This is a genomic window from Aminobacter aminovorans (assembly GCF_900445235.1).
Lineage (GTDB): Bacteria > Pseudomonadota > Alphaproteobacteria > Rhizobiales > Rhizobiaceae > Aminobacter > Aminobacter aminovorans.
The window spans coordinates 1,938,391-1,955,296 of the sequence record NZ_UFSM01000001.1; the positions used below are offsets into that span (position 1 = coordinate 1,938,391).

15 protein-coding genes are annotated in these 16,906 nt (G+C 62.9%); 10 read left to right on the forward strand and 5 right to left on the reverse strand.

Annotation, left to right across the window (positions count from 1 at the left end; translation table 11 throughout):
- Nucleotides 1-15: 15 nt before the first annotated feature.
- A complete protein-coding gene (locus DY201_RS09505; protein ID WP_115730987.1) occupies nucleotides 16-771 on the reverse strand; it encodes a helix-turn-helix transcriptional regulator in 756 nt (251 codons plus the stop codon).
- The gene (locus DY201_RS09510) at nucleotides 768-1,469 is read right to left on the reverse strand and encodes a helix-turn-helix transcriptional regulator (RefSeq protein WP_115730988.1); all 702 of its coding nucleotides are present in this window, start codon (nucleotides 1,467-1,469) and stop codon (nucleotides 768-770) included. The genes DY201_RS09505 and DY201_RS09510 overlap by 4 nt, the downstream gene beginning before the upstream one ends.
- A 411-nt stretch (nucleotides 1,470-1,880) precedes the next feature.
- Between DY201_RS09510 and DY201_RS09515 the strand changes: the two genes are divergently transcribed.
- Nucleotides 1,881-3,068 carry a TMEM43 family protein gene (locus DY201_RS09515; RefSeq protein WP_115730989.1) on the forward strand — a complete coding sequence of 396 codons (1,188 nt, stop codon included), beginning with the start codon at nucleotides 1,881-1,883 and terminating at the stop codon, nucleotides 3,066-3,068.
- A gap of 104 nt (nucleotides 3,069-3,172) precedes the next feature.
- Here the strand turns inward: DY201_RS09515 and DY201_RS09520 are convergent, their stop codons facing one another.
- Both DY201_RS09520 and DY201_RS09525 read right to left on the reverse strand, forming a co-directional pair.
- The gene (locus DY201_RS09520; RefSeq protein WP_115730990.1) at nucleotides 3,173-4,204 is read right to left on the reverse strand and encodes a histone deacetylase family protein; all 1,032 of its coding nucleotides are present in this window, start codon (nucleotides 4,202-4,204) and stop codon (nucleotides 3,173-3,175) included.
- Nucleotides 4,205-4,221: 17 nt separating this feature from the next.
- Nucleotides 4,222-4,875: a TetR/AcrR family transcriptional regulator gene (locus DY201_RS09525; protein ID WP_115730991.1), complete on the reverse strand. Its 654-nt coding sequence runs from the start codon at nucleotides 4,873-4,875 to the stop codon at nucleotides 4,222-4,224.
- A 260-nt stretch (nucleotides 4,876-5,135) separates the two neighbouring features.
- Between DY201_RS09525 and DY201_RS09530 the strand changes: the two genes are divergently transcribed.
- The 8 genes from DY201_RS09530 to DY201_RS09565 all read left to right on the forward strand — a co-directional run bounded on the left by DY201_RS09530 (nucleotide 5,136) and on the right by DY201_RS09565 (nucleotide 14,415).
- Nucleotides 5,136-6,812, forward strand: a complete 1,677-nt coding sequence (locus DY201_RS09530; RefSeq protein WP_115730992.1) for an amidohydrolase — start codon at nucleotides 5,136-5,138, stop codon at nucleotides 6,810-6,812.
- 125 nt (nucleotides 6,813-6,937) lie between these two features.
- Nucleotides 6,938-8,032 carry an ABC transporter ATP-binding protein gene (locus tag DY201_RS09535; protein WP_115730993.1) on the forward strand — a complete coding sequence of 365 codons (1,095 nt, stop codon included), beginning with the start codon at nucleotides 6,938-6,940 and terminating at the stop codon, nucleotides 8,030-8,032.
- A gap of 3 nt (nucleotides 8,033-8,035) precedes the next feature.
- Nucleotides 8,036-8,956 carry an ABC transporter permease gene (locus tag DY201_RS09540; protein WP_115730994.1) on the forward strand — a complete coding sequence of 307 codons (921 nt, stop codon included), beginning with the start codon at nucleotides 8,036-8,038 and terminating at the stop codon, nucleotides 8,954-8,956.
- Nucleotides 8,949-9,749: an ABC transporter permease gene (locus DY201_RS09545; protein ID WP_115730995.1), complete on the forward strand. Its 801-nt coding sequence runs from the start codon at nucleotides 8,949-8,951 to the stop codon at nucleotides 9,747-9,749. Before DY201_RS09540 ends, DY201_RS09545 begins: the two co-directional genes overlap by 8 nt.
- Nucleotides 9,750-9,766: 17 nt before the next feature.
- Nucleotides 9,767-10,801 carry an ABC transporter substrate-binding protein gene (locus DY201_RS09550; RefSeq protein WP_115730996.1) on the forward strand — a complete coding sequence of 345 codons (1,035 nt, stop codon included), beginning with the start codon at nucleotides 9,767-9,769 and terminating at the stop codon, nucleotides 10,799-10,801.
- A 110-nt stretch (nucleotides 10,802-10,911) separates the two neighbouring features.
- Complete coding sequence (locus tag DY201_RS09555; RefSeq protein WP_115730997.1) at nucleotides 10,912-11,946, forward strand: extracellular solute-binding protein; 1,035 nt, start codon at nucleotides 10,912-10,914, stop codon at nucleotides 11,944-11,946.
- Between the two features lie 66 nt (nucleotides 11,947-12,012).
- Nucleotides 12,013-13,209, forward strand: a complete 1,197-nt coding sequence (locus tag DY201_RS09560) for a serine hydrolase domain-containing protein (protein ID WP_115730998.1) — start codon at nucleotides 12,013-12,015, stop codon at nucleotides 13,207-13,209.
- 27 nt (nucleotides 13,210-13,236) lie between these two features.
- A complete protein-coding gene (locus DY201_RS09565; protein ID WP_115733694.1) occupies nucleotides 13,237-14,415 on the forward strand; it encodes a serine hydrolase domain-containing protein in 1,179 nt (392 codons plus the stop codon).
- 93 nt (nucleotides 14,416-14,508) lie between these two features.
- Here DY201_RS09565 and DY201_RS09570 read toward each other — a convergent pair whose 3' ends face one another.
- Complete coding sequence (locus DY201_RS09570) at nucleotides 14,509-15,495, reverse strand: LysR family transcriptional regulator (protein ID WP_115730999.1); 987 nt, start codon at nucleotides 15,493-15,495, stop codon at nucleotides 14,509-14,511.
- A gap of 338 nt (nucleotides 15,496-15,833) precedes the next feature.
- Between DY201_RS09570 and chvE the strand changes: the two genes are divergently transcribed.
- Nucleotides 15,834-16,850: a multiple monosaccharide ABC transporter substrate-binding protein gene (chvE, locus tag DY201_RS09575; RefSeq protein ID WP_425358757.1), complete on the forward strand. Its 1,017-nt coding sequence runs from the start codon at nucleotides 15,834-15,836 to the stop codon at nucleotides 16,848-16,850.
- Nucleotides 16,851-16,906: the final 56 nt, after the last annotated feature.

Here is a 16,906-nt window from a genome sequence, read left to right on the forward strand (position 1 = left end):
GAAACTCAATGAAGGTTAGTCGATCAGGCCCAGCCGCAACGCCTTGGCGACCGCATGCATGCGGTTGACGGCGTTGAGCTTCTGCGTGGTCTGGGTGAGATACTGGTTGGCGGTGTGCACCGAAAGCTTAAGCAGCTTGGCGATCTCTTCACTGGTGTAGCCACGCGAGGTCAGCTTCAGGCACTCGATCTCGCGGCGCGACATCGACGGCAGGTCGCGAGACTGGGTCGAGATGATGCGCGACACCGCGTCGAACAGCGCAAAGCAGCGGCCATGCAGGTCATGCAGCGTCTGCGGATTGGGTGAAAGCTCCGGGCCGCCGAAGACGAAGAGGCCGACCTGGCCGCGATCGGTGTAGACCGGGAAGGCGATGCCGCGGCCGCTCTGGGCGAGCGGTTCGATGCGGCTGGTCCAGGTGAGTGCCGAAAAGATCTGCGAGGCTTCGGCGTCGTCCGCCCACCAGCACGGCGCCGTCGACTGGCGCGCATGACGCATCAGATGTTCGCCAATGCCGCCGCCAAGCAGGCGCGCTGCCGACATAGTGCCCGGATAGTCGGAATCAAAGCATGGCGTCAGCCGGCCGGTGTCGGCGGACGGGCCTGCCAGGCACAGCGCGAAATCACGGGCGCCGAGATCGACTGAAATCCAGCGGCAGCGCCTGGCGGCATCCGTGAGTGTTACGGCGTGCAGGCCGATCGGGTGAAGGGCGGACGGAACATCCTGTTCATGATCGCGTGCGCGGCTCAATTGCTTTGCCTGGGCGTAGCTCAAATGATGCCGCTCCTGATTGCGGTCGCAATCGCCATTGCGCGATTGGAGGCCGACAGTTTCTGGATCGCGTGGGTGATGTAGCTGTTGACGGTGTTGGACGACACGCCAAGGATCAGCGCCACGTCGTCGGTGGTCTTGCCTTCGGAAACCCAGAACAGGCATTCGCGCTCGCGGTCCGACAGCGGGTCCTGCATCGTCGCAGCGGCGAGGACGCTGGGCGCCTGCGAGAGGGCATAGCAGCATTCGAGCTGGGTGCGCGGCATGACGTTCGGATCGATGCGGCCGGCCTCGGCAGCCGAGAACAGGACGAACAGGCGCTGACGTCCGACATGCAGGCGAAGCGCGAAGATTTCGGCATGGCCGAGCACATCGAGCAGGCGGGCTTCCTCGCCGCCGAGGATGGCCGGGGCCTGAGAGGCCAGCAGGCTCTGCGGGCGTGCACCCGGCGCACTGGCGAACGGACCCTGGGCGAGGCCGGCGATCAGCGCATGGCCGGCGAGCTGGATGGCGTCGTAGATCCAGTTCGAGGCGATGATCTGGAGATTGTCGCGCTCCTGATCCTGGGCGATGGCGACCAGCATGTAGCCGTCGGCGCCGATCTCGTCGGTCAGGTTCATGAAAAAAGCAGTGAGATCGCTTCTGGATGCGAGCCTTGCTGCGACGGTGGTCTGTTCGTTGCGAGCGGCGAGGGCGGTCATTTCAGAAACTTCTGCCGGAATCCATAAGGGTACCTGGTCTGGGCGGCGCCCGAACCGGTTGTAAAACTCGTGACTATGACGCTAGAAACGCGACGCGGACGCCTGGGGCATCCATCGGCCGAATCCGTGCGGGTCGCGCGAAGCCTGACGCGCTCTCAACCGAGGAAAAGCCCGGTATTTCAGAGAGTTGGTGGTTCGCCGCGCCCCCCGTGGACCGGCTGATTCGGGTTCAATTTAACCCCTCGCGAATCGCTCCGCAAACAGAATTGACAAAAAGTTAATTCAGAGTCCTTCGACAGACTCAAGGCAGGCAGAAACGCCTGGAAACCTTGGGGTAAGCTTCGCAAGAATCGCCATTGATCGCTTGGCCCATTCGGCTTAACGCTGCGTCGCCTGGGGCAGGGGAATGCGATGAGCGATCAGTTTCGTGAAGTGACCGGCGTGTCGTGGTTCCGGCGCATCAGGCGCTCGGTCGGCGGCGTGCTGGTCGGGCTCATCCTCGTCCTTGCCATGGTCGCCGTGCTGTTCTGGAACGAGGGCCGGGCGGTGACGACGGCGCGCTCGCTGGCCGAGGGCGCCGGCGCCGTGGTGTCGGTTCCTGTCGACAAGATCGACGCCGCCAACGAAGGCGAGTTGGTGCACACAACGGGTCCCGTGACGACCTCGGACGAGGTCAGCGATCCCGACTTTGCCATCGAGGCCAAGGGCGTGCGCCTGGTGCGCACGGTGGAGATGTTCCAGTGGGTGGAGAACTCCAAGTCGGAGACCAATACCAAGCTCGGCGGCGGCGAGGAAACGGTCACCACCTACAGCTACGCCAAGGAGTGGCAGGACCGGCCGATCGACTCGGGCGAATTCAAGCAGCCGGCCAACCATCAGAACCCATCGATGGCGCTCGGCTCGCGTACCTTCCAGATTCATGAGGGCAAGCTCGGCGCCTTTACGCTCGACGAACCGGTGTTCGACCGCATCGGCGATAGCAATCCGCTGACCATCACGCCGAGCCAACTGCCGGACATTGCCGCCGCCTATCCGGGCACCGAGCGCGTCAACGTCCTGGACGGGCGCATCTATCTCGGCGCAAACCCGGCCTCTCCGGCCATCGGTGACTACCGCGTCGAATACCGGTTGGTGCCGCTCGGCGCCATCAGCGTTATCGGCCGCCAGACGGGCGAGCGGTTTTCGCCCTACCAGACTGTCGCCGGCGACGAACTGCTGCTTGTCGACAGCGGCAGGGTGCCGGCTGAAAAGATGTTTGCCGACGCAGTCAGCGCCAACACTATCATCACCTGGCTGGTGCGCGTCGGCTGCCTGCTGTTGCTGGCAATCGGCTTCGGGCTGCTGCTGGCGCCACTCGGCGTGGTTGCCGATGTGATCCCCTTCATTGGCTCGATCGTGCGCATGGGCACCGGGCTTGTCGCCTTCGTGCTGGCCTTGCTGGTGGGCACGGCGACGATCGCGGTCGCCTGGTTCTGGTACCGGCCGCTCCTGGCGATAGGCATAGTGGTCGGCGGGCTTGCGGTCGCTTATCTGCTGACGAGGTTCGGGCGCAGGAAGGCGGCCGTCACAGTGGCTGCCGGCACGGTTTCAGCGCAGTGACTGGAGATGGCTGGGCAGCCGTCGGCGCTGCCCTCTTCATGTAACCCCGAGCTTGTCTATGGCCGGGACCTTCTCCCCGCAGGCGGGGAGAAGGAGCTTGACGATTACCGCCCTTCGAAGCCGGTCAGAACCCCGACGGCATTGACGCCGATCTCGTCGACGGCGTAGCCGCCTTCCATGACGAAGAGGGTCGGCAGGCCGAGCTTGGCGATGCGGGCGCCGATCTTCGGGTAGTCGGCGCTGGTCAGCTTGAAGTGGCTGATCGGGTCCTTCTCGAAGGTGTCGACGCCGAGCGAGACGACAACCACGTCGGGCGCATAGGCGGCGAGCTTACGGCAGGCGTCCTCGAGTGCATCGTTCCACTTTTCCCACGAGGTGCCGAAGGGCATCGGGTAGTTGAGGTTGAAGCCTTCGCCTTCGCCCGAACCGCGCTCGTCAGCATGGCCGAGGAAGAACGGATACTCGGTCAGCGGGTCGCCATGCAGGTTGATGACCTGAATATCGGGGCGGTCGTAGAAGATCTCCTGCGTGCCGTTGCCGTGGTGGTAGTCGACGTCGAGGACGGCGACGCGCTTGGCGCCTTGGTCGCGGAACCATTGGGCGGCAACTGCAGCGTTGTTGATGAAGCAGTAGCCGCCCATGAAGGCGGCCCCGGCATGGTGACCCGGCGGACGGCAGAGCGCAAAGGCGGCGCGTTCGCCAGCCTTGATGAGCTCAGCTGCGGTCAGCGCCACGTCATAGGACGACTTGACGGCGTCCCAGGTGCCCTGCACGAAGCTCGCGCCGCCGTCGAAGGAATAGTAGCCGAGCAGCGCCTCGATGGTCTTGGGGAGCACGTCGCCGCGCAAGCCGCGTGTCGGCCAGGCGAAGGGGATGGCCGAACCGGTCTTGCCGGCGGCTTCCCATTGCGGCCAGACGGTCGGCAGGAAGTCGATGTAGTCGGCGGTGTGCACGCGCTTGGCGGCGGTGAGGTCGTGGACCGCAGGCGCCAGAATATCTCCCAGCTTTTGATTTTCGATCCGTGCCTTGATGATCTCGGCCCGCGAGGGTTTTTCGAAGCCGGGCACGATGGCACCGGCGACAAGCTCCATCTGGCCGCTGTGGCCGGCGTGAAGCGGCGAAAAGACTGTCTTCATGAAAATCCTTCCTGGGTCTAGTTGAGGTCGAGATAGGGGTCGACGAGGGCAAGCCACATGGTCTTGACGTCGTCCTGGATGAGATCGAAAGCCTTGCGGTCGCGCTTGAGTCCGACGAGCCGGCAGACGTGGCCGACTTCCATCATCACCACGCCGAGCCGGCTGGCGATGCCGTCCTCAAGAGCCGGGTTCACATGCTGCAGCCAAGCGGCATAGAGGGCGATGATCTGGTCGTCATACTCGTTCTGGATCGGCCTGAGGTCAGGATTGCCGGTGATGGCCTCGATGACCGGCATCAAGGTGGCGTTATCGAGATAGAGCCGGGAGGTATCGACAAAGAGCTTGTCCACCTCCTGCTGGAATTCGTCGCGGTTGGTCGGGCGGGGAGCAGCGATTCGCTTGGCGATCACTTCGGGAAAGGCGCCGAGCCAACGCCGGGCCAGGTCCAGCAGGATCGCTTCCTTGTTGGGGAAGTATTGATAGACCGAACCGACCGACAGGCCGGCGCGCTGGGCGATGGCAAGCGTCGTCGGCGTCTTGGTTCCCTGTTCCCTGGTCAGGGTCAGGGCGGCATCGAGGATCCTGTCTACGACCTTGCTCGACCGTTCCTGACGCGGCAGCTTGCGCGGGCTAAGCGCGGTCCTGGCCTTCTTTGTAAGACTGCGATTCACGGACTGAACTTCTCGCTCCCTGCTCTTTGTCGTCATACACGGGAGGCGTCCTCCACAACGCATCCCCGGGGAAACCCGCATATTGACAAACGCGAATAATTAGTCGCATTTTTTCTCGACGCTGTCTTTAGGGAAACAAGAGGAATTCCCCGGGGACAGCGAACCGGCCTCAGCCTTGCTGTCTGGTTGCGCCACTCCTTGGGAAGGGGCAGCCGGCACAGGTGTGAACGGTCTCAGTCAGTCAAGTGCGCGGAGTCGCGATGTCTGTCCAAACGGTTCGCCATGCCGATCTGATCGTCATCAACGGCCGCGTGCTGACCATGGACCCGACCCAGCCTGCTGCCGAAGCGGTGGCCGTCACGGACGGCCTGATCGCAGCCGTGGGCGACAGCGTCGCTGTCGACGCTCTGCGCGGCCCCGACACAAAAATCATCGATGCGCGCGGCGGCTCGGTGGTTCCGGGCTTCATTGAAGCACATATGCATCTTTTCTCCGGCGCTGCCGAACTTGCGCATTTGCAGCTTGCCGGCGTGCACGGCTTCGAGGCCTTGCGCGAGGCGGTTCTGGCCTATGCGGCGGAACGTCCGAGCCAGCGCATGCTCGTCGGCCAGGGCGCCGACTACACCATCCTGGGCAGCGAGCGCGTGACGCGACATCACCTCGACGCCATCCTGCCTGACCGGGCTTTCCTGATGGCGGCACCCGACCATCACACCTATTGGGCAAACACCAAAGCGCTGGAGATGGCCGACGTGCTGCACGGGCGCGAACTGACGGCCGGCAACGAGATCGTCATGGGCGCCGACGGCCTGGCCGAAGGTGAGCTGCGCGAGAACGAGGCGTTCAACCCGGTGCTCAAGCTTGCCGGCGAAGAGCGCGTGCGGCTCGGCCTGTCGACCGGCGGCGAACCCGACCCCATGCCCGATGCCGAGGAGCGCGCCGGCGACCGTGCCATCATGCGCCGCGGCCTCGACTGGTGTGCGCGCCACGGCATCACGTCCGTCCAGAACATGGACGGCAATTTCTACCAGCTCGAACTTTTGTCGGAAATCGAGGCTGAGGGTGGCCTGCTCTGCCGGGTGCAGATCCCGTTCCACTACAAGAACTTCATGACGCTCGACGCGCTGGACAAGGCGTCCGCCATGGCCGCGCGCTATGACGGCGACTGGCTGTCGTCGGGCCTCGTCAAGCTGTTCTATGACGGCGTGCTCGACTCCTGGACGGCCGTCATGATCGAGCCTTATGCCGACCGTCCGGACTGGGTCGGCGAGCCGCTGTTTTCGCCCGAGGAGTTCAAGCGCATTGCGGTCGAGATAGACAGGCGCGGGCTGCAGATCGCCGTGCATTCGATCGGCGACGGCGCGACACGCGCCGTGCTCGACGGCTACGAAGCCGCCGCGCAGACCAATGGCAAGCGCGACAGCCGCCACCGCGTGGAGCATGTCGAGCTGACCACTGCCCGCGACATCCAGCGTTTCGTCGACCTCGGCGTGATCGCCTCTATGCAGCCTCCGCACCCGCCGGGTGCGATGAGCTTCCCGCTCGAGCCGACGGTGTCGCGCATCGGCTGCGAGCGCTGGCCTTTTGCCTATCCGACCCGGACCCTGATCGAGGCCGGCGCGCATGTGGTGTTTGCCTCCGACTGGCCGGTGGCGCCGATCGATCCGATCGAGGGCATGCAGGCGGCGATGCTGCGCAAGCCATGGGCGGACGACATGCCAGACCAGAGCGTTTCGCTCCACCAGGCGCTGGCGGGCTACACCGTCGAGGGCGCCTATGCCGAGTTCATGGAAGACCGAAAGGGCAAGCTGAAGCCGGGTTATTTCGGCGATCTGGTGGTGCTCTCTGCCGACATCGAGGCAACCGATCCGGCCGTCCTGCACGAGGTGCGGCCGGTGACGACGGTCTGCGGGGGACGGGTGACCTATCAGGCGTGAGCCGCACGGCAAGCGCCTGACGACATGACTGCGAGCCGTTGTTGCCAAGCCTGACGGCGTGTGGTGACAATTGAACGGGGAAAAAAGTTCCACTGTGAAGGTGGGCGAAACAATGGGGCGTTTGCGTGCCGGATACACCGGGTAAGAATGCGATCGAGGTTCGTGGGGTTCGTAAAGTATTCGGGACGGGGGAGGCGCAGGTCGCAGCGCTGGATACCGTTTCGGTTTCGATCAGGGAAAACGAGTTCTTCACATTGCTTGGACCTTCCGGCTGCGGCAAGACCACGCTGCTTCGCCTGATCGCCGGCTTCGATTTTCCTTCGGAAGGTGAAATCCTGCTCTATGGCAGCGATATCGCGCCGTTGCCTCCGTTCAAGCGTCCGGTCAACACGGTGTTCCAGTCCTACGCGCTGTTCCCGCATATGACGGTGGCCGAGAACATCGGCTTCGGGCTCGAGATGCTGGGCAAGCCGCGCGCCGAAATCGATGCCCGCGTCGCCGAGATGCTGAAGCTCGTGCGCATGGAAAAGCTTGCCAAGCGCCGCACCAGCCAGATCTCCGGCGGCCAGCAGCAGCGCGTGGCGCTAGCCCGGGCATTGGCTCCGCAGCCCAAGGTGCTGCTGCTCGACGAGCCGTTGTCGGCGCTCGACTACAAGCTGCGCAAGGAGATGCAGATCGAGCTCAAGCGCCTGCAGCATGAGACCGGCATCACCTTCATTTTCGTCACCCACGACCAGGAAGAAGCGCTGACCATGTCTGACCGCATCGCGGTGATGTCGTCTGGCAAGATTCTGCAGGTCGCATCAGCGCGCGATATCTACGACCGGCCGGCGGTTCGCTTCGTCGCCGACTTCATCGGCGAGACCAACTTCCTCGACGCCAGCATCGACAGCATCGACGGTGGCAAGGCCAAGGTGACGCTGAAGTCGGGCGCCAAGATTTCAGCAACGGTGGCCGACGGATTCAAGCCTGACGGTGACGCCACCGTCGTCATCCGGCCCGAGCACGCCAAGGCGGTGAAGGGCAAGGGCGACATCTCGGGTTTGGTAGAGAACGTCGTCTATTTCGGCACCGATACGCATGTGCATGTGAAGCTGGACGACGGAGAGACCTTTACCGTGCGCCAGCAGAACACGCGCGGCGCGATGGTGGAATTCGAGCGCGGCGAGCGCGTCGGCATCGTCATCGGCGACGATGCGGCCCAGATCCTGAAGGACTGAGCCATGGCGACCGCAGCTGAAATCGAAAAACAGGCGGAGGCGCGGGAGGTCAGGAACCGTTGGTTTCTCTCGGCGCCGGCGCTGATCATCATCCTTCTGGCCGCATCCGGCCCGCTTTTGATCGTGCTCCTCTATTCCTTCCTGACGCCCGGGCCTTATGGCGACGTGGTGTGGAAATTCTCGACCGAAGGCTGGGTCTCGGTCTTCCTCGAGCGCGACATCTTCGACGATACACTGTCCTTTGCCAGCGCCCATCTCACCATTTTCTGGCGCTCGCTGAAGCTTGCCATCATGGCGACGGTGGCGACGCTGATCTTCGGCTTTCCGACCGCCTATTTCATCGCCACGCGGCCGGAGCGGACGCGCGACATCTGGCTGTTTTTGATCACCATTCCGTTCTGGACCAACCTTCTGATCCGCACCTTTGCCGTGCTGCAGGTGATCCGCAACGAAGGCCTGATCAACACGGTGCTGATCAATCTCGGCGTTATCGATCAGCCTATCCAGATGCTCTACACCGACTTCGCTATCATGGTGGGCATGGTCTATGTCTACCTGCCGCTGATGGTGCTGCCACTTTATGCCAGCATGGAAAAGCTGGACTTCCGCCTGGTCGAGGCCGGCTATGACCTCTATGCGACGCGCTGGCAGGTGCTGAAGCGGATCATCTTCCCGCTGGTCAGGCCTGGTGTCGTCGCAGGCTCGATTCTGGTCTTCATCCCGGCTATAGGCGCCTATGTGACGCCGAGCGTTTTGGGCGGCGGCAAGAACATGATGTTCGCCAACCTGATCGAGCTGCAGTTCGGGCAGGGGCGCAACTGGCCGTTGGGGGCAGCACTTTCGATCACCGTCATGGCAATCGTCATGGTGGCGCTGCTGGTCTATGTCCGCAACACCTCGGGCTCGGAGGTGCGTCATGGCTAAGCGTTTCTCGATCAGGCAGCAGACCGGCTTCACGACCATTGCCTGCGCCTGTTTCTTCCTGCTCTATTTGCCGATCGCCGTGCTGGTGATCTACGCCTTCAACGAGTCGAGTTCGGTCTCCGACTGGGGTGGCTTCTCGCTGCGCTGGTTCGTGGCCGCCTGGTCTAACGTGCAGGTGATCGACGCATCGCTGCGCTCGCTGCAGATCGCTTCGTCGGCGGCTATCATCGCCACCATCGCGGCAACCATGGCAGCGCTGGCGACGACGCGGACGCGAGCCTATCGCGGGCTGACCTTCAAATACGCTTTCATCAACCAGCCGCTGATGGTGCCCGAGATCGTCACCGGCGTGGCGCTGCTGATCTTCTTCGCGCAGATCAAGATCGCCAGCGGCTACAACGGCCTGGGCTACCTGATTGCCGCGCATACGGCGTTCTGTATCCCCTTTGCTTATCTGCCGATCCGGGCGCGGCTCGAGAACATGGACCTGACACTCGAACGCGCTGCTGCCGATCTCTACGCCACGCCGTGGAAGGCGTTCCGCCGGGTGACGCTGCCGCTTTTGTGGCCGGGAATCATCGCCGGCCTGATGCTGGCTTTCGTCATCTCGCTCGACGACGTGGTCATCACCGAGTTCGTCAAGTCGGGCGGGCAGGACACGCTGCCAACCTACATGCTGGGGCAGATTCGCCGCGGCATCACGCCGGAGGTCAATGCGATCTCGACCGTCTTCCTGCTCTTGTCGGTCGTCATCGTCACGCTGTTCTTCTTCTTGAGCAGGAAACGGGATTAATCAACGGGAGTGATATGATGAACCTGAAAGCCATGTCTATGGCAGTCGGCCTGGCGCTGCTGGCATCGACCAGCCTCGCCTCTGCCGAAGGCGCGCTGAACATCTACAACTGGGGCAACTACATCAGCCCCGACATGATCAAGAAGTTCGAAGAGAAATACAGCGTCAAGGTCACGGTGACCGACTACGACTCGAACGACACTGCACTCGCCAAGGTGCGTCAGGGCGGCCACGGCTTCGACGTCGCCATGCCATCGCAGACCTATGTGCCGATCTGGATCAGTGAAGGACTGGTACTCGAGACCAATCCGGGCGGCATGGAGAATTTCAAGAACGTGGCGCCCGAATGGGCCAATCCAGCCTTTGATCCGGGTCGCAAATACACCGTGCCGTGGGCCTGGGGCACTGTCGGCGTCGTCGTCAACACCGACGTCTACAAGGGCGACATCAACACCTGGAAGATCGTCTTCGACACGCCTGAAGAGTTGAAGGGCAAGGTCAACGTCGTTCCCGAGATGAACGACGTCATGCATGCCGCGATCAAGTATGTCGGCGGCGAGCAGTGCACGGGTGACAAGGAAGTGCTGAAGAAGGTGCGCGACGTGCTCGTGGCCGCCAAGCCGAACTGGATCGCCATGGAGTACAACACCATCGAGAAGATGGGCGCCGGCGACTTCAAGGCAACCAGCGACTGGAACGGCTCGGCGCTTCGCCAGCGGCTGAAGAACCCGGCCATCCACTATGGCTATCCGGTGGAGGGTTTCCAGTACTGGTCCGACAACGTCGTGGTGCTGAAGGAAGCCAAGAATGTCGAGAACGCCAAGCTGTTCCAGAACTTCATGATGGATCCGGAGAACGCGGCGATGAATTCGGCCTTCCACCGCTATGCCAACGGCATCGCCGGCTCGGAGAAGTTCATGCCGGCCGACATGACCTCGGCGCCTGAGGTCGTGGTGCCGGAAGAGTTCAAGAAGAACGGCGAGATTCTGCAGACCTGCGCGCCTGAAGTGACGGCGCTCTACACCAAGATCTGGACCGAACTGCAGAAGTAAGCTCTGTGCGGACCAATGCGACCGGGGTCGACGAAAATCGATCCCGGTTGTCACCGGCGTCTACCTGCCGCCGGCAGAAAACATCACATGCAATGAAAAGGAGCTCTGCCATGAACTCGAGATTGTCCGCGACCACCGCGGTCCTGGCGCTGCTGGCTGCAACTGGCCTCGCCCGCGCCGAAGGCCAGCTCAACATCTACAACTGGGGCAACTACACCAATCCCGAGGTCATCAAGAAGTTCGAGGACAAGTACAAGGTCAAGGTGACGATCACCGACTACGACTCGAACGACACGGCACTCGCCAAGGTGCGTCAGGGCGGCAGCGGTTTCGACATTGCCGTTCCCTCCCAGACGCACCTGCCGATCTGGATCAAGGAGGGACTGCTGCTCGAGACCAATCCGGGCGGCATGGAGAACTTCAAGAACGTGTCGCCCGACTGGGCCAATCCCGAGTTCGACCCCGGCCGCAAATTTTCGGTGCCGTGGGCCTGGGGGACCGTCGGCACGGTGGTCAACACCAGCACCTACAAGGGCGACATCAACACCTGGAAGATCATCTTTGAGACGCCTGACGAGCTGAAGGGCAAGGTCAATGTCGTCCCTGAGATGAAGGACGTGGTGACAGCGGCGATCCGCTATGTCGGCGGCGAACAGTGCACTGCCGACAAGGAGGTGCTGAAGAAGGCGCGCGACCTGCTGGTGGCGGCCAAGCCCAACTGGGTGGCCATGGAATATGGCGCCATCGACAAGATGAAGGCAGGTGACTTCCAGGCCTCGACGACCTGGAATGGGGCTGCGCTGCGCATCCGACTGGCACGTCCAGACGTGAACTTCGGTTATCCGAAGGAAGGCTTCACCTACTGGAGCGACAATGTCGTGGTGCTGAAGGACGCCAAGAACGTCGAGAACGCCAAGCTGTTCCAGAACTTCATCATGGATCCCGAGATCGCGGCCGGGCTTTCCGCTTATCACCGCTATGCCAACGGCATCGCCGGCTCGGAAACGTTCATGCCGGCAGAGATGAAGGATGCACCCGAGATCGTCATTCCGGAGGCCAGCAAGGCGCATGGTACGATGGCCATGATGTGCCCGCCGGAGGTCGATGCGATCTATACCAGGATCTGGACCGACCTGCAGAAGTGAACGTTCGATAGCGGGGTTCGGCGTCCGCGCCTGACCCCATGCTCGCCTGAAGCCTGAGGTGATGCGATGAGTTCCTACCGCAACAGCGACGTGCCGCCCCCCATCATGCGGGGCTCGCCGCCCGCAATGCCTGTGCCGAAGACAGCTTGGGATATGCCGCCATGGAACCGCTGGGCGTTCCAGCATGTGCGCGAGATCGTGCCGACGGCGGAGGTGTGGCGCGGTGAAGGTCCGGTGCGTGCATTGCCACGCCTGGAGACGGATCTCGACGGGCTTGATGTCGTTGACAGCGAGGGCAAGCCGACGTCGCTTTCCGGCCTGCTCGACGAGACCTATACCGACGGCTTCCTCGTGCTCAAGGACGGCAAGATTGCCTATGAGCGCTACTTCAACGGCATGACACAGCGCACGCCGCATCTGTCGCAATCGGTGGCGAAGTCGGTGACGGGAGCGACGTTCGGTATTCTGGCGGGGCGCGGCATCGTCGATCCGAAGAAGCTGGTGACCGACTATCTGCCGGAACTGGCAACAACCGGCTGGAAGGGGGCTACCGTCCAGCAGGTGCTCGACATGACCACGGGCGTGCGCTTCAGCGAGGCCTATACCGATCCCTATTCCGACATCGGCCAGGTCGACGTCGCCGGCGGCTGGAAGCCGGTCCCCGCTGATACGGACCGTGACTTCCACTGGCCGCAACACATGTTCGAGCTGATCCAGCGACTGACCGAAACGACGCGGCCTCATGGCGCGGCCTTCGAATACCGCTCGATTGAAACAGACGTGCTCGCCTTCATCATGGAGCGGGCGACCGGCAAGCGGCTGCCGCAGCTGGTTTCGGAAGAGCTGTGGCAGAAGATCGGCGCCGAGGAGAGCGCCTGTTTCACCGTCGACAGCGCCGGCTACGCGATTGCCGATGGCGGCTTCAACGCCACGCTGCGCGATTATGCCCGCTTCGGCCAAACGATCCTCGAGGACGGCGCCGGTATCGTACCCGCCGACTGGATCGCCGAGACGCGTCGGGGCACGCACGGACCTCATTTCAGTACCTCGATGCCGGAGGCCAGCTACCGCAACCAGTTCTGGATCGAGGATCCACGCTCGCGGGCATTGATGTGCCGCGGCGTGTTCGGGCAACTGATCCATATCGACTTCGACGCCGGCATGGTGACGGTGAAACTGTCGACATGGCCGGACTTCACCTCGGTGCCCTATTCAGTGGCGACGCTGAAAGCCGTGCACGCGATATCAGCCGCACTGGCCTGACCGGAACATATGCAGCAAGGACATATCATGACGTCATCAAACGCCTTCGAGCAGGCATTCGGTTTTGCGCGCAAGGACGTGACGCTCGGCAATTGGCGCGAGCAGCCGTTCAATCGCTGGGCCTTCCAGAATGTCGGCGAGATGGTGCGCAGCGCGCGAATCCCGGCCGGGGAGGGCAAGGTCGAGAACGCGCCGGTCGATCTCGGCGGGCTTCTAAGGGAAACCGTCGCGATCAATGGCCGAAACGAGACCGTGGCCGGTTTCCTCCAGCGCTCGTCGACGGATGCGCTTGCGGTGATGAAGAAAGGACGCTTCGTCGGCGACTGGTTCGCGCCCGAGATGCGCCCCGAGGCACGGCACATCATCTTTTCGATCTCGAAGTCGCTGACGGCGATCCTTGCCGGCAGCCTCGAAGGCGAAGGCAAGCTCGACCCGAATGCGCCCGTGACCGACTACGTGCCCGAGGCGGCGGGCTCGGTCTACGCCAGTGCCAGCGTGCGGCATGTGCTCGACATGACCGTCAGTCTCGACTTTGAGGAGGCCTATCTCGACCCTGAAAGCCTCTTCGCACGTTATCGCCGCGCCACGATGTGGAACCCGGGCGGCGGAACGGAGACGCTGCGCGAGTTCCTCGTCTCCCTGCAACAACTGGCCGAGCCGCACGGACAGACCTTCCGTTACCGTTCGCCCAATTCCGACCTGCTCGGCATCATCGTCGAACGCGCCTCGCGCCAGCGCTATGCCGATCTGATGTCGGAGAAGCTGTGGCAGCCGCTGGGCGCGGTGCGCGACGCCTTCGTCAGCGTCGATGCGGAAGGCTCGGCGCGCGCCGCCGGCGGCGTGTCGGTAGCGGTGCGCGATCTTGCGCGTGTCGGCGAAATGATGCGGCAGGGCGGCATTGCGCAAGGCGGGCGGATCGTACCTCAGGCCTGGGTTGAGGACACGATCCATGGCGGCGACGCTGCAGCCTGGCAGCGTGGCACGATGACCAACCTGTTTGCTCATGGGCGCTATCGCAACAAGTGGTACCAGAGCGACAACTCTGCCCAGGCCTATTGCGGCATCGGCATTCATGGCCAGTGGCTCTATGTCGATCCCAAGGCCGAAGTGGTGATCTCCAAGATGTCGTCGCAGGCGCTGCCGGTCGACGATCCGCTCGACCTCGACAATGTCGCGTTCTTCGAGGCAATCTGCGCCAGGGTTTGAAGGCTGAGCTTTCGAGTATCTATCCGTCACGGCTTCGCCGGGCCAACTCTCCTCACTTCGTGAGGGCGCGGAACTGCGGTCGCGTAAGGTCGCCTATGCGATCTCACGCAGGATGTGGTCGTGCAGCAACTGCGCTGTCGGTGACAGTGTGCGGCCGCGCACGGTGATCAGGCTGTAGGGCTGGACGTTGATGTCGAAGGCGATCGGCAGGATCTCGATCGTGCCGTCAAGCCCGCTCTTGCTGTTGACGAATTTGGCGACGTCGATGGCGATCGGGGCGATGGCATCCGACTGCGCCACCATCACCAGCGTCAGCAGCAGCGAGCTGGTGTTGAGGATGCGGTCGGGCATGCGGACGTTGCGGCTCATGAAGATGCCCTGCACGGTCTGGCGCAGCAGCGAACCGCCGGGCTGGAACACCCAATCGAACTCGGCGAGGCGTTCCAGCGGAACAGTGCCGGAGCCGGCCAGCGGATGGTCGCGGCGGACGATGAGGCAGGCCTTTTCGATTCCGATGATGCGGCTTTCGAACAGGCGTGGGTCGAGATCGTCGGGCACACGGGCAACGATGAAATCGTGGCGCGAGGCCAAAAGCTCGCGTGCCAGGACGGCGCTGGTCTCGATCTGCACGCTGATCTCGATGCGTGGATAACGTTCGCGGATCTTGCGGATGGCCGGCACCGCCAGTTCGATTGCCGGTGCGGTCACCGCGCCCATGGCGACCGAGCCGCCCTTGCCGGATTTGAGGTCGGAGATCTCACGGTCGACCTGCTGCATCTCGAGCAGGATGGCGCGCCCACGGCGGGCGAGGGCTGCGCCATAAGGTGTAAGCCTGATGCCGCGCGGCAGCCTCTCGCAGATCTGCACGCCCAGTATATCTTCGACCTCTGAGATCATGCGCGATGCGGCAGGCTGGGAGATGTTCATGACCTGGGCCGCGGCGCTGATCTGGCCGTGATCTTCAAGAGCCACCACCATGCGCATGTGGCGGAGCTTGAGGCCGCTGCGCAGCAAGGTCTCGTTGTCGTTGATGCGCAGGCTAGTGCCGCTTATCCTGGCGTCGTTCCGAATGTCGGCCATCGCGTCTTCCCTCCCGCGCAGCTTTGGAAGCTGGCTCTAAAGCATATCAGAAATGATATGCTGTACAGCCGATTTTGCATTTGACTGTTATGCCACATTCCCCGACGCTGAAACCGTCGCGAGTTCGATGTCAGCCAGCCGGGCGCTGGAGCATCGAGCGGAGGAAACGCAGGGCTCGCGTCCTTTTGGGAGGAATACGCATAATCTGGCTTTGCCGCGCCGTTCATGGCGGGGCCACGCGCGAGCGCTTGCGTCCGCGCGCCGGCACTTCACAAGGGAGAGAGAAGGTGAAGATCATCAAGACGTTCGTAGCCGCCCTCGCGGTCGGCCTCGCCGCAATGTCCTATCAGGCCCACGCCCAGGACAAGGGGACGATTGGTATTGCCATGCCGACCAAGTCGTCACTGCGCTGGATCAACGACGGCGACGCGCTCAAGGCGGCCCTGGAAGCCAAGGGCTATACCATCGACATGCAGTATGCCGAAGACGATATCCCGAACCAGCTCGCCCAGATCGAGAACATGGTGACCAAGGACGCCAAGGCCCTGATCATCGCCTCGATCGACGGAACCACGCTTTCGGCGGTGCTGCAGCAGGCCGCCGACAAGGGCGTCAAGGTCATCGCCTATGACCGCCTGATCCGCGACAGCGGCAATGTCGACTACTATACCACCTTCGACAATTTCAAGGTCGGCGTCCTCCAGGCAGACTCTCTGCTCAAGGGCCTCGGCTATCCCGAGAAGCCGGGTCCGTTCAACATCGAGCTGTTCGGCGGTTCGCCCGACGATAACAACGCCTTCTTCTTCTATGACGGCGCCATGTCGGTGCTGCAGCCGCTGATCGACAAGGGCACGCTGGTCGTCAAGTCGGGCCAGATGGGCATGGAAAAGGTCGGCACGCTGCGCTGGGATGCGGCGGTTGCGCAGGCCCGCATGGACAACATCCTGTCGGCCAACTACTCCGACGGCAGCCGTGTCGACGCAGTGCTTGCGCCCTATGACGGCCTGTCGCGCGGCATCATCTCGTCGCTCCGCGGCGTCGGCTACGGCACGGCAGAACAGCCTTGGCCGATCATTTCCGGTCAGGATGCCGAAGTGCCTTCGGTCAAGGCAATGATCGCCGGCGAGCAGTACTCGACGGTGTTCAAGGACACGCGCGAGCTTGCCAAGGTGACCGCGAACCTTGTCGATGCGGCGCTCTCCGGCGGCAAGCCCGAGATCAACGACGAGAAGACCTACAACAACGGCGTCAAGGTGGTCCCGTCCTACCTGCTGGTGCCGGTGTCGGTGGTCAAGGACGACATCCAGAAGGTCCTGGTCGACTCCGGCTACATCAAGGCCGAAGACATCAAGTAAGCCTCCCGCTTTGCCGCTCCCTGTGCAATTGCGGGGAGCGGTTCAAGGCACCGGAT

Coding starts and splice junctions, on each gene's coding strand:
- DY201_RS09510 (WP_115730988.1), bottom strand. CDS start 1,469: ATGACCGCCCTCGCCGCTCGCAACGAACAGACCACCGTCGCAGCAAGG.
- DY201_RS09515 (WP_115730989.1), top strand. CDS start 1,881: ATGAGCGATCAGTTTCGTGAAGTGACCGGCGTGTCGTGGTTCCGGCGC.
- DY201_RS09520 (WP_115730990.1), bottom strand. CDS start 4,204: ATGAAGACAGTCTTTTCGCCGCTTCACGCCGGCCACAGCGGCCAGATG.
- DY201_RS09530 (WP_115730992.1), top strand. CDS start 5,136: ATGTCTGTCCAAACGGTTCGCCATGCCGATCTGATCGTCATCAACGGC.
- DY201_RS09540 (WP_115730994.1), top strand. CDS start 8,036: ATGGCGACCGCAGCTGAAATCGAAAAACAGGCGGAGGCGCGGGAGGTC.
- DY201_RS09545 (WP_115730995.1), top strand. CDS start 8,949: ATGGCTAAGCGTTTCTCGATCAGGCAGCAGACCGGCTTCACGACCATT.
- DY201_RS09550 (WP_115730996.1), top strand. CDS start 9,767: ATGAACCTGAAAGCCATGTCTATGGCAGTCGGCCTGGCGCTGCTGGCA.
- DY201_RS09555 (WP_115730997.1), top strand. CDS start 10,912: ATGAACTCGAGATTGTCCGCGACCACCGCGGTCCTGGCGCTGCTGGCT.
- DY201_RS09560 (WP_115730998.1), top strand. CDS start 12,013: ATGAGTTCCTACCGCAACAGCGACGTGCCGCCCCCCATCATGCGGGGC.
- DY201_RS09565 (WP_115733694.1), top strand. CDS start 13,237: ATGACGTCATCAAACGCCTTCGAGCAGGCATTCGGTTTTGCGCGCAAG.
- DY201_RS09570 (WP_115730999.1), bottom strand. CDS start 15,495: ATGGCCGACATTCGGAACGACGCCAGGATAAGCGGCACTAGCCTGCGC.
- chvE (WP_425358757.1), top strand. CDS start 15,834: ATGTCCTATCAGGCCCACGCCCAGGACAAGGGGACGATTGGTATTGCC.